General features: G+C 39.3%; 13 protein-coding genes and 1 pseudogene. 2 read left to right on the top strand and 12 right to left on the bottom strand.

Annotated elements, in window-relative coordinates:
* Positions 1-6: 6 nt before the first annotated feature.
* From pcaH to ftsB, 10 genes are all read right to left on the bottom strand, one after another.
* Entirely contained in the window at positions 7-732 is a 726-nt protein-coding gene (gene pcaH / locus MMY79_RS07960; RefSeq protein WP_252612827.1) for a protocatechuate 3,4-dioxygenase subunit beta, read from the bottom strand.
* A gap of 10 nt (positions 733-742) precedes the next feature.
* Positions 743-1,156 carry a 4-carboxymuconolactone decarboxylase gene (pcaC, locus tag MMY79_RS07955; RefSeq protein ID WP_005306044.1) on the bottom strand — a complete coding sequence of 138 codons (414 nt, stop codon included), beginning with the start codon at positions 1,154-1,156 and terminating at the stop codon, positions 743-745.
* Between the two features lie 15 nt (positions 1,157-1,171).
* A complete protein-coding gene (locus MMY79_RS07950; protein WP_252612825.1) occupies positions 1,172-2,527 on the bottom strand; it encodes an MFS transporter in 1,356 nt (451 codons plus the stop codon).
* Between the two features lie 42 nt (positions 2,528-2,569).
* Positions 2,570-3,355: a 3-oxoadipate enol-lactonase gene (gene pcaD / locus MMY79_RS07945; protein ID WP_252612824.1), complete on the bottom strand. Its 786-nt coding sequence runs from the start codon at positions 3,353-3,355 to the stop codon at positions 2,570-2,572.
* Positions 3,352-4,710 carry a 3-carboxy-cis,cis-muconate cycloisomerase gene (gene pcaB, locus MMY79_RS07940; RefSeq protein WP_252612823.1) on the bottom strand — a complete coding sequence of 453 codons (1,359 nt, stop codon included), beginning with the start codon at positions 4,708-4,710 and terminating at the stop codon, positions 3,352-3,354. The genes pcaD and pcaB overlap by 4 nt, the downstream gene beginning before the upstream one ends.
* Positions 4,711-4,712: 2 nt before the next feature.
* Entirely contained in the window at positions 4,713-5,924 is a 1,212-nt protein-coding gene (gene pcaF, locus MMY79_RS07935) for a 3-oxoadipyl-CoA thiolase (RefSeq protein ID WP_252612822.1), read from the bottom strand.
* 12 nt (positions 5,925-5,936) lie between these two features.
* Entirely contained in the window at positions 5,937-6,590 is a 654-nt protein-coding gene (locus tag MMY79_RS07930) for a 3-oxoacid CoA-transferase subunit B (RefSeq protein WP_174730018.1), read from the bottom strand.
* Between the two features lie 18 nt (positions 6,591-6,608).
* Positions 6,609-7,280 (bottom strand): 3-oxoacid CoA-transferase subunit A, encoded by a 672-nt coding sequence (locus tag MMY79_RS07925; protein WP_252612821.1) that lies wholly within the window; start codon positions 7,278-7,280, stop codon positions 6,609-6,611.
* Between the two features lie 340 nt (positions 7,281-7,620).
* Positions 7,621-8,337 carry a 2-C-methyl-D-erythritol 4-phosphate cytidylyltransferase gene (gene ispD, locus MMY79_RS07920; RefSeq protein WP_252612820.1) on the bottom strand — a complete coding sequence of 239 codons (717 nt, stop codon included), beginning with the start codon at positions 8,335-8,337 and terminating at the stop codon, positions 7,621-7,623.
* On the bottom strand, positions 8,303-8,692 hold the full coding sequence (gene ftsB / locus MMY79_RS07915) for a cell division protein FtsB (RefSeq protein ID WP_004643028.1): 390 nt from the start codon (positions 8,690-8,692) through the stop codon (positions 8,303-8,305). Before ftsB ends, ispD begins: the two co-directional genes overlap by 35 nt.
* 408 nt (positions 8,693-9,100) lie before the next feature.
* Here ftsB and MMY79_RS07910 point away from each other — a divergent pair, with 408 nt between their 5' ends.
* Positions 9,101-9,772 carry an HAD family hydrolase gene (locus MMY79_RS07910; protein ID WP_252612818.1) on the top strand — a complete coding sequence of 224 codons (672 nt, stop codon included), beginning with the start codon at positions 9,101-9,103 and terminating at the stop codon, positions 9,770-9,772.
* A 131-nt stretch (positions 9,773-9,903) separates the two neighbouring features.
* Here the strand turns inward: MMY79_RS07910 and MMY79_RS07905 are convergent, their stop codons facing one another.
* Together MMY79_RS07905 and MMY79_RS07900 are read right to left on the bottom strand one after the other, a co-directional pair.
* Positions 9,904-10,884: a bifunctional helix-turn-helix transcriptional regulator/GNAT family N-acetyltransferase gene (locus tag MMY79_RS07905; protein ID WP_252612817.1), complete on the bottom strand. Its 981-nt coding sequence runs from the start codon at positions 10,882-10,884 to the stop codon at positions 9,904-9,906.
* A 119-nt stretch (positions 10,885-11,003) separates the two neighbouring features.
* Positions 11,004-11,372, bottom strand: a pseudogene (locus tag MMY79_RS07900) (TonB-dependent receptor); the annotation flags it as partial.
* A 259-nt stretch (positions 11,373-11,631) separates the two neighbouring features.
* Here MMY79_RS07900 and MMY79_RS07895 point away from each other — a divergent pair.
* Positions 11,632-12,312: a hypothetical protein gene (locus MMY79_RS07895; protein ID WP_252612815.1), complete on the top strand. Its 681-nt coding sequence runs from the start codon at positions 11,632-11,634 to the stop codon at positions 12,310-12,312.
* Positions 12,313-12,319: the final 7 nt, after the last annotated feature.

Raw genomic sequence — 12,319 nt, 5'->3', positions numbered from 1 at the left:
TCCCGATTAAGTCAAATCATTTTCGAAGTAAGTCGCTCGACGACCACGTAAAGTGATGTCAAAACGGTAACAACGGCTATCTGCTTCGATAAAGTTGTTTTTATCTTCTAGTGCAATCAGTGCACGACGTTGATCTTCAGAAGGAATCGTTTTTAAAATCGGGCAAGTGTCAATTAATGTATCTCCTTCAAAATAAAACTGCGAAATTAGGCGCTGAGCCCAACCATCAGCAATTAAAGAGAAGTGGATATGAGCTGGGCGCCATTCATTAATACGGTTACGCCACGGATATGGACCTGGTTTAATGGTACGGAAAATATAAAAACCATTTTCGTCAGTTAATGTACGACCACAACCACCGAAGTTAGGGTCCATTGCACCAATAAACTTATCGTTTGGATGGCGATAACGACCAGAAGCATTGGCCTGCCATACTTCTAAAAGTGCATTTTTTACAGGACGACCAAACTGGTCACGGACATAACCATGAACAATGACACGCTCACCAATTGGTAAACCATCTTTGGCATAGTTCAAAATCAAATCGTTATCTTTTGGACCAAATAGGTTTGAAGAAAAATGCGGTGAAGTAACTTCAGTTAAAGTCTCATTAATAGAAATCAATGCATTTTTTGGCGAACGTAAAACACTTGTCTTATAACCTGTCGCATATGCAGGTGGATGGTCTTCTGTATTACGTTGGGCGTAAGCACCCCAGCTATGTTGTGACATCTTTATCTCCTTAATCCTGTTCTTTTGCTGCAACTGAGTTGACTTCTATTCCCAACTCTTTAAAGACTTCTTCGGCCATATGCATTGCAGCATTTGCAGCAGGTAAACCTGCATAGAGTGAGCTATGTAAGATCAACTCTTTTAAATCTTCTTTAGTTACACCATTATTGAAACAAGCACGTAAATGCATGCGTAGTTCATCTTCGCGGCCAAGCGCCAATAAAATTGCGATCGTCACTAAACTACGTGTATGACGCGGTAGGCCCGGACGAGACCACACTTCACCCCATGCATAACGGCTAATAAAGTTTTGAAAATCTTGGTTAAAGTCATTTAAGTTTTGCAAAGACCGACCAACATGCTTTTCACCCAAAACTTCAGTCCGCACCTCAATGCCTTGTTTATAGCGTTGTTCATCATTCATTGTGATAGACCTCTATTAAGTTGCATCGGTATGCGCAACAAGTGATTTAACAAATACAGCAACAGCCGCAGCAGTCGCTGGAATTAGTAATAAACTGAGAATGGCAGTAAACGACCAATCATTACCGAGTAATACGGCACCAATCCAAGCACCAAATACCGCACCGAAACGTCCAATACCTGTCATCCAAGACACACCCGTTGCACGGCACTGCGTTGGATAGAAACGAGCACTTAAAGCTGGCATTGAAGATTGCGCACCATTAATCGCGATACCTGCGCAAAGAACCAATACAGCAAGTAATGTTGAGTTTCCTAAGCTTTGACCCACAGCAATCGCAAATAGACCCGCAGCAAAGTAGAAAATGGCAATGACTCGGTTCGGGTTAAATTTGTCCATCGCCCAACCAATGAACAATGCACTCACCACACCACCAAACTGGAACAAACCACCAATAAATGCAGCACGCTCCATTGAAGCACCAGTTTCACGCATAAGTGTCGGTAACCAGCTTGTAAGCAAGTAAACAACAACCAAGCCCATGAAATAGGTCAACCAAAGTAAAAGTGTTCCTTTTGCATATGGTTTAGAAAACATAATTCCAAAGACATTTTTCTTTTGAGCTGTTTCAGTTTTCTCTTCAGGTACGTGAAATGCAGTCGCATTTTGAACTTGAGTTGGTGCGATATGATTTAAGATTTTGCGTACTTTTTCAGGGTTCTTACCTTTAACAATTAAAAAGCGGTAAGACTCAGGTAAGACAAAAATCACTAAAACCATTAAGATCAAAGGTGACCAACCGCCAAGTAAAAATAGACTGTGCCAACCATAGGTCGGGATAAGCCAGCTACTAATAAAGCCACCTGTTGCCATACCTAAGTTGTAGCCACAGAACATGCATGTCACGAGTAATGAACGAATGCGTGTTGGACAGTATTCAGAAAATAATGTGGTGGCATTTGGCATAGCTGCACCCAAGCCAATACCTGTCAAAAAGCGTAAAACGACAAGGCTATCTAAGTTGGTTGCGTAAGCTGATGCCAAAGTGAAACCACCAAAAATCAGCATTGAAACGGCCAAAACAATTTTGCGACCGAACCGATCAGCTGTTGGGCCAGACACCAAAGCCCCAATAATCATCCCACCAAGTGCAGCACTCATCACTGGGCCTAACTGAGAGCGATCAACACCCCAATCTTGAGCCAAAGCTGGAGCGATAAAACCCATTGCAGCAGTATCGATACCATCAGTAAAAATAATTAAGAAACAGATGATTGCGATCATCCATTGATACTTACTAAGTGGAGCATCATTAATCAATGCTTGAGCATCGATACTTTTATTTGGTGCAGCGTAATCCTGAGACGCCATATTTGCCTCCTTAAGGCCAATTCCTTTTAAACGACTAAGCTCTTAGATTTGTTGAATAAACCTAGTCAATTCCTGAGTAAATCTTTGCGGTTGCTCAATATTAGAAAGATGAGATGCTTCCAATTTAGCAATTTGACTATTCTTGATAGCATTCTGCATAAACTCAGCATCTGCTACTGTCGTCACTGGATCTGCTGTTCCTGCAATTAGCAATACTGGAACTTGGATTTGCGTAATTTCATCTCTTAAATCAGCATGAGCTAAAGCACGACATGCATTGGCATAACCTTGTGCTGGTGTGTTTGCCAGACTTTGAATCGTCGTTTGTGCAACCACATTATGTTGATAGTCGAATTTTTCGCTAAACCAACGTGTGTGCGTGGTTTTAACCAATTCAGCCAGTCCATTTTGTTCTACTGACTCTGCGCGACTCAACCAAGCTTCAGCTTGACCAATTTTAGCTGCCGAGTTCGCGACAGTAATGCTTAGAAAGCGCTCTGGATAATGAACACCCAACCAAAGCCCTGTAATTCCGCCCATTGAAATGCCACAAAAATGAGCTTTTTCAATATTTAAGGCATCTAAAATATCAGCAACATCTTCACCTAAATTTTGTAAAGATGATTCAGCGATCACATCACTTTCGCCATGACCACGTGTATCGTATGTAATGACATTAAAATGACTTTTAAGCTCATCTACTTGCGGCTGCCACATTCCATGATCTGTTCCTAACGAGTTAGATAGCACAAGTGCTGGAGCATCTTTTAATCCGTCGGTATATACAGCGAGCTGCTTACCTTGTCGATTGGTTATAAGCTGTTTCACTTTATGTCTCCTCCTTGTGCTTCTTGCAGAACAGCATCAATTTGAGCTTGAATGTTGCCCAAATAGTTTTCTGCTTTAAATATTTCCAAAATTTCTGTTGGGCTAAAATGTTCTTTTACTTCATCTAACTGACTAACAACCTCAGATAAATGCTGCTTTTGAGCCACGGCTGTTTTACAAGCTGCTTCAACAACATGATGTGCATTTAAACGTCCAATTTTTGGAGCAAGCGCCATCATCACAGCTTCCGCCATAATCAACCCGTTGGTACAGTCAAGGTTCTGCTGCATATGCTCAGCATTAACTTCGAAACCTTGTAAAACTTCGTCAGTACGACTTAATGCTCCAGCACAAAGCTGAAAAATTTCAGGGATTGCTAACCATTCTGCATGCCATGCGCCTAAGCTACGCTCATGTTCCTGCACCATACTTTGATAGATGCTAGACATAAGTGCTGGTACACGATTCGCTGCTGCAAGTACTGAAGCTGCTGCGACTGGATTACGCTTATGCGGCATGGTCGATGAACCACCACGACCCTTTGCTGTTGGTTCAAACAATTCTGCAATTTCGGTTTGCATCATGAGTGACCAATCACGTGCCATCTTGCCCGTATTCCCGACAATGATGCCGAGCACACTTGCGATTTCTACAATGCGATCACGCTCACCATGCCATGTACTTGTCGGTACAGTCAGATTCAACTGCTGAGCAAATACACTGACCACAAGTGAACCTTGATCTTGCAAAGAAGCTAATGAACCCACAGCACCGCCTAACTGAGCAGTGAGTACACGTGATTTCATTGCTTGGATACGATCTAAATCACGTTTAAATGCAGAAGCCCAGCGAGCAAGCTTATGCCCTAAAGTAATTGGTAAAGCTTGCTGCAACCATGTACGCCCAATCATGACTTGATAGCGATATTGCTTAGCTTGTTGTAATGCAGCGGTGTAGCACTGTTGAAGTTGTGCTTCCACAATGTTTAACGCATCACGGCATTGCAAAATACAAGCTGTGTCTAAAATATCCTGACTCGTTGCTCCCCAATGCACATAACGTGAAGCATCTTCATCCACATCTTTCACAATTGCCGTAAGTTGTTTTACAAATGGAATTGCGATATTTCCAGCTAAGCCAGTTGCTACAGCCAACGCTGAAAAGTCAAACTTTTCTATTGCCTGCTCAGCTACTTGGGCAATGGTATTAGCCGCATCTTGAGGAATCACGCCAACTTTTGCCTGTGCTTGAGCTAACGCAACTTCAACCTGAATCATGTATGCGATTAAAGATGAATCACTAAAAATGTCAGTGACATCTTTTTGATAAAACAAGCTGGCATATAACTGGCTCATGATTAGACTCTCTCAATAATCAATGCGATGCCTTGGCCCACACCAATACACATTGAACATAAAGCATAACGGCCGCCTGTTTGTTCAAGTTGGTTTAAAGCTGTAGTGACTAAGCGTGCACCTGATGCACCCAGTGGATGGCCCAATGCAATTGCACCACCGTTTGGATTCACCTTGTTAGAATCATCTGGCAAATCTAAATCACGAGTCACTGCCAAAGCTTGTGCAGCAAAGGCTTCATTTAACTCAATCACATCCATCTGATCTAAAGTCAGGTTGGCTTGTTTAAGTAATTTTTTAATGGCTGGTGCTGGAGCAAAACCCATAATGCGCGGTTCTACACCCACTGCTGTTGAAGCAATGATCTTGCCACGCGGTTTGAGGTTGTAGGCTTGAACTGCATCATCAGAAGCAATCAGCAGAGCCGCAGCACCATCATTAATACCTGAAGCATTACCCGCAGTCACAGAACCATCTGCTTTAACCACAGGTTTAAGTTTGCTTAAAGCTTCAAGCGTGGTTGATGCACGTGGATGTTCATCGGTATCAATCACAACAGCATCACCCTTACGCTGAGGGATTTCAACTGCCACGATTTCTTTAGAAAAAAAGCCTTTGGCTTGCGCGCTTGCGGTGCGTTGTTGGCTTACCAAGGCAAACTGGTCCTGATCTGCACGATTAACGTTAAACTGTTCAGCCACGTTTTCGGCAGTCTGGGGCATGGTGTCTACACCATATAATTCTTTAAGTTTAGGGTTAATGAAACGCCAGCCCATGGTGGTGTCTTCAATCTTTTGGCTACGGCCAAAAGCACTGTCAGACTTACCCATCACATAAGGTGCACGGCTCATGCTTTCCACACCACCTGCAATCACCAAGTTCGCTTCACCTGCTTTAATAGCACGGGCAGCAATAGCAATCGCATCGAGTGAAGAACCACACAAACGGTTAATGGTGGTTGCTGGCACTTGATATGGTAAACCTGCAAGTAGTGCTGACATACGGCCGACGTTACGGTTATCTTCACCAGCTTGGTTAGCACAGCCATAGATCACATCATCGACCTGTTCCCAATCTACATTCGGGTTACGCTGCATGAGTGCTTTAATCGGCACAGCGCCAAGGTCATCGGCACGGACAGGTGCAAGACCACCGGCATAACGGCCGAATGGAGTACGGATGGCATCGATGATATAAGCGTTTTTTAATGTCATTTCCCTATTCCCTTACCCTTGAGTCGCATCAATCAAAGTTGCACCCGTTAAAGCCTGTAACTCATCAAAGCTAAGACCTTCCACCTTCTCAAGCACCTTTAAACCATCTTTAGTCACATCAATCACACACAGGTCTGTGTAAATACGGTCAACGCAGTTTTTTCCAGTTACTGGATAGCTCAGCTCAGCCACAATCTTCGGTTCACCTTGCTTGGTCACATGGTCTGTGGTGATAAAAACTTTTTTAGCACCTACAGCCAAATCCATCGCACCACCCACCGCAGGAATTGCATCCGGTGCACCCGTGTGCCAGTTCGCCAAGTCACCATTCGCTGCAACCTGAAATGCACCCAGCACTGCAATATCAAGGTGACCACCACGCATCATCGCAAATGAATCGCCATGGTGGAAAAAGCTACCGCCTTCAAGCATGGTCACAAACTCTTTACCTGCATTAATCAGTTCAGGGTCTTCTTCACCTGCCGCTGGTGGTGGGCCAAAAGCCAATAGACCATTTTCAGAATGAAGGAAAATATCTTTATCGTTAGGTAAGTAGCTTGCAATCTTGGTTGGTAAACCAATGCCCAAATTCACATAGGCACCATCTGGAATATCTTGTGCCACACGTTTTGCAATCTGGTCACGGCTGAGTTTCTGGTAGCTCATGTTATTTCTCCTTATTGCTTATTGTGCGGGCTGTACTTGTACAACATGCTGTACAAAGATACCTGGGGTGATGATGTGCTCTGGATCTAATCCACCTAGCTCAACCACTTCAGAAACCTGAACAATGGTTACATCCGCTGCCATGGCCATAATTGGGCCAAAGTTACGTGCAGATTTACGGTAAACCAGATTACCCCAGCGGTCGCCTTTGTAAGCTTTAATCAAGGCAAAGTCAGCCTTAATTGGATATTCGAGTACATAGTCTTTACCATCAATCTGGCGGGTTTCTTTGCCTTCAGCTAAAAGTGTTCCAAAGCCTGTTGGGGTAAACACAGCACCTAATCCCATACCGGCTGCCTGAATACGGCAAGCCAGATTACCTTGCGGTACCACTTCAAGCTCAACCTTTCCAGCACGGTACAGTTCATCAAACACATAAGAGTCTGCCTGACGTGGGAAAGAACAGATTACTTTTTTAACCGAACCAGCTTTAAGCAGTTTAGCCAGACCATAATCGCCATTACCGGCGTTATTGCTGACAATCGTTAAATCTTTAATACCCAGTTCAATGAGTCCGTCAATGAGTTCAGCGGGTTGTCCTGCGGTACCAAAACCACCAATCAGAATGGTTGCACCATCTTTAATCTGCGATAGTACCTCGCTAAGAGAGGACTTACTTTTGTCAATCATTAGACAACTCCATTGTGCTCATTCAGGAAGAAATAGATAAAAGATTTAGGCACAACGAGGTAGAATGAACAGATAGATATTTCACCCAATCCCGAGTGTTTCCCTTAGATTTCCTTTTAAACATTCTTGATAATTTTTGTAATTTGATCTAGTTATCAAACCATGGTTTTGTTCGGTATAAATATTTTTTGTTCGATGATCGAACATTATCTAATGTAGTTGTCCGATGTTGATAAATCCTAAAACGTATCAATGTAAAAGAATATGAGTTGTTATAAATAGATATGTAGAAAACTTGCTTAGATGAACAAATCATCCAAGCAAGTTAAAAATAAGAGAATTAAGACTGAGATTGAAGAATCAAACGCGCCAGTTCTAAATCATCGGGATAGGTAATTTTTATATTATCCGAACGCCCCATTACGACCTGTACAGTTTCACCCATATACTCGAGTGCACTTGCCTCATCGGTAATAGTAACGTCATTTTCTAAAGCATATTCAATTGCTTTTTTTAGTTTACCGATTTTGGTAATTTGAGGAGTTTGAGCTTGCCATAATAAATCTCGGCTAACTGTTTTATCAATTTGATTGCCTGATTTAACCTGCTTTAAAGTATCGCGAACAGGAATTGCTAAAATAGCACTCTCATTTGATTCAATTACCTTTGCCACAAGTGCATTTAAACAATCAATTGTTACACAAGGGCGAGCCGCATCATGCACAAGAACCCAATCATTTTCATCGGCAAAATTTAAAAGATGATTTAACGCATTTAACACTGAATGGACTCGCTCAGCTCCACCAATGCAAAAATGCGCCTTATCTATATTTTGAAATGCTAGAGTTTGAGCAAAGGTATCTTGTGTACCAATTGCTAAAACATAACCATTTAACGGAAGTTGGCTTATACGGCCAATCGTATGTTCTAAAACAGTCCTATTCTGAATATATTGATACTGTTTCAATTCAGTTTTAGAAAAACGACTTCCTGATCCTGCAGCTGGAATCACTGCCCATAATTTAGTCTGGGATATCTGGGGATGCAGGTGTCTCATTCGTTTCCAAATCAACTTTAGCGTTCGGGTCAATATAAATAGGCTTGTAATGGGTACTGATTGTACTCATTTGCACAAATGTCTCGTGAGGTTTAACCAAACCAAGATCAAGGCGGGCATGTTCTTCTATTGCTTCTGTACCATTTTTCAGGTCAAAAACCTCTGCTGCCAAAATACGGTTTCGTTCTTTAAGCTCTTCATTTACCTCAGCTTGTTGCTGAATTTGTTGCATGAGAGCTTGATGAGGGATATAGCCACCCTCACCTAACCAAAATTGATATTGCAGTATAGCTACTAAAACAATAACAAGTAGCAATATCAGTTTGCTTGAAGTGGATCGAAATACTTCTAACATATCATTAAGATTTTTAATTAAAAACTTTCGTTAAGAGTTTGTATTGTATAGTAATTAACAAGTAGCATGCGCAATTCCTGCAAAAATTTAAGCAAAATTATTAATGGGCATATTACTTTAATTGACCATTGTGACATGTTTCATTTTGTCAAAAATGAATGGAATTTGAAAGGGAAATAATATTTATAAGTACAATTGCTTATAAATCAATCTACGCACAAAAAAATCATTCTAAGTATGAGAAATTTATGTTGGAAAAAACATGTGATGACGAAGATTCTGCTCTCATCGTAGCAATTCAGTTAGACAACTTTTTCCTATCAATAAATAACTAAGCTACAAATTAAAAAATAATTCTGGCAACTAAGAACCTATAATTAATAAATCTATAAATTTAATAAAAGTAAAATGTTCAAAGCTATTTTATTTGATTTGGATCAAACCCTACTTGATCGGATAACCTCACTGATAAAATTTATCGAATGGCAAGTTGACTATTACCAACTCGTACCTCAGCAGAGTAAAAAACACTTCATCGCTAGGTTTGTAGAACTAGATGATCACGGCAGCGTTTGGAAAGACCTCGTTTATTCTCAATTAATCAAAGAGTTTCATATAGAAAAACTTGATACAGATGAGCTACTTCATTCTTATATAACTGATTTCAATAAATTTGCTATAGCATTTGAAAGAGTGCCTGAAACAATCCATTACTTATACGATCAAGGCTATAAATTAGGATTAATTTCAAATGGAAAATCTCCGTTTCAGGAAAACAACTTTCACGCGCTAGGACTAACCGAGTTCTTTTCAGCTATTACCGTATCTGAAGCAGTAGGTTTAAGAAAACCCGATCCAGAAATTTTTAAATATACATGCAATGAATTAGGTTGCACTCCAAACGAATGTATTTTTGTAGGAGACAACCTAAAAGCTGATATTGAGGGTGCAAAAAAAGTTGGGATGCGAACTATCTTTTTTCAACCCAATACCTCTGTGACTTCAGCTTCTGTAGATAGTTACATTCATCATTATGATGAATTGAAAAGTGCGATTAATTATTTAAGCAATCTGACTTAAAGCAATACTTCATACTATTAAAGAGCAGTAAACTAAAACCACAGAATTCCACTGACCTTTTCATGCATTTTTCAGATATTGTTGTAATAAACCTGAGATATAACTTTCCAAGCCTAATACATCAAAGATGGCTAATTTACATTATTTACCCGCGTAAATTGTTGCTCTAACATGGTGTTGCCCCATTGGTCTCCTTCCCATTCATTCATGAGTTTAAAACCAAAAGTTTCATAAAGTTTTCCTGCTGCACTAAGGCCACTGAAAGTCCATAATTGAACAGCAGAAAATTGTTTTTGATCACAAAAGTGTATTGCTTCTTTTAATAGCTTTTTGCCAATACCTTGTCCTCGACAATCGTCACTTAAAATAAACCACCGAAGATGAGCCTCGTTATTCCCTAAATCTTCGCCATCAATTGCAACAGAACCCACAATTTTATTATTTTTTATTGCCAACCAAATATTATTAGAGTCTTTATAAAGACGGCTAGAGAACTCAGCTAAATTGGTAGCCACTTTTCCTTCAAAAAAAGCTCCAAAATTATAATTTTCATAATAATAAGTACCATGCATTTCTGCGATTCTGCCAATCATACCTGCGCGGTAGCCACTCACAATTTCAATATTATTGTTATTTATAAAATCTTTATTATTTCGACAGTTTACTAAAGATTCAGCGTAGGCTGTCAAACCTTGAGCAATAACAAGTTGATTAGAAGAGTTTAATTTCTCAATGGCTTGAATAACTCGCATTTCTCCATAATTATTAATTTTTCTTACAGTATCCTCTCCTTTCGGAGTGAGTTGAATCACCTTTAATCTGGCATCATTCTTATCTTGTTCTTCTCTAATCTCACCAGCCGTAATGAGTTTAACCAACATTCTGCTCACACTTGATTTCTCTAAACCTAAAATTTGTCCTAATTGGCCAGCTGTTAGAGAACCTCTATTTTCAAGTTCAAGTAAAGAATGAACAGCTGACGGAGAATAATCAGTGGCAGCAAGGGTTGAACTCATAAAACCTAATTCTCGAACCATGATTCGAGATGAACTACGGATTTCATCAATAATTTTTTGCTCAATCATCACTGCACCCTCAAAATATAGTTGCATAATACAACCATATTTGTAAAAAAGAAGTCAAGATTTTCTTCACTTTTAAAACGAGCTTAAAAAGAATAAAAGCCCTCTTTCGAGAGCTTTTATAAATCGGTTTCTTATGTAAGTTTAAATCAGAAATTATAACGAACACTTACTGTTGCATTTCGTGGTGTGCCCCAATTCATTGAGTTAGCACCAATACCTTCATAATATTTTTCATCAAAAATATTATCGATATTAAATTGAAGTTTGATATTTTTATCTACTTGATAGCCAAGCATCGCACTTGCTAAAACATACGCATCTTGCTCAATACGATAGCTTCCACTACCCGTATAGTATTTACTCTTATAATTTAAACCAAGTCCTGCACTCCATTGATCAAGTTTGTACTTAATAAATAGATTCGATGTTGTTCGAGAGTTTGTCGTATTAACCTTTGTGCCTTTTGCATCTTTTGCTTCAAAATTAGCAATACCAAAGCTAATACCCCAATTGTCAATATTGCATTAAGCATAGAATCGCCATCCACACATCAAAATTTGGATTTTTAACAGATTGAATACTGATCTTGTTGAATAATGGTGTTGAAACCATAGGCTTTATATTATTGATTCAAAAAAGATAAACTAATTTTTAAACTCAAATTGACTGTTGAACCGCTCAAGAACCTGAGAAATAAAAAACTACACAGTATTTTCTTTTATATTTTATTATTCTTCATAAATCTCATGAAAGAGAATAAAGGTATAAACTGTAGTGCACAAAATTTTAGCGTTTTCTTTAGTAAGCTTAGGTTTAAGTGCTTGTGATCACCCTACTGATGATAGCCCTTCAAAAATAATTAATATGGAGAGCAATCATAAACAATATACACCTGCTAACCCCTATATATTTGAATATAATGATATTGTTTACAGTCTAAAAGCTGAACACCCCCAAGATTCTACCCATTTAAAATTTAAAAACTTATTAAAAAAAATTCCTCCTAATGATAATAATTTAGATATTTTAAAAACCAAACGCAAGGTACTTATTCACTTAGGTTGCCTTGAAGAGGCATATATAGTTACCGAAAAAATTTTAAATAAAACAGATAGTTCACAACTGCAAGAGATGCAATGCATTTTCTTAAGAAAAATGAAAAAAGATGCTCATGAAATAAAAGAATGTTATGAAAAAACGGCTCAAAGCTATCTAAACGAAATAAATTTAATTCCAAAGGCAGCCATACGATATCAATATGCACTGTGGGGCCATTATGCAGCGATGTTTCATGCGGGCCATATAGAATATAAGGATAAACTTCAAGAAATCATTGATTATCATCACATTGAGGATCATAAACAAACATATCAACAAATGTATGAAAATATACTGAATCCTAAGGTCTTTCAGAAACGTTTAGATACTATTCCCTACAGCCCTGATTGTAGCTGAGCCATAT

Source organism: Acinetobacter sp. XS-4 (genome assembly GCF_023920705.1).
GTDB lineage: Bacteria > Pseudomonadota > Gammaproteobacteria > Pseudomonadales > Moraxellaceae > Acinetobacter.
Note: the sequence above shows the minus strand (reverse complement) of the source record. Positions and strands in the feature narration are given on the sequence as shown.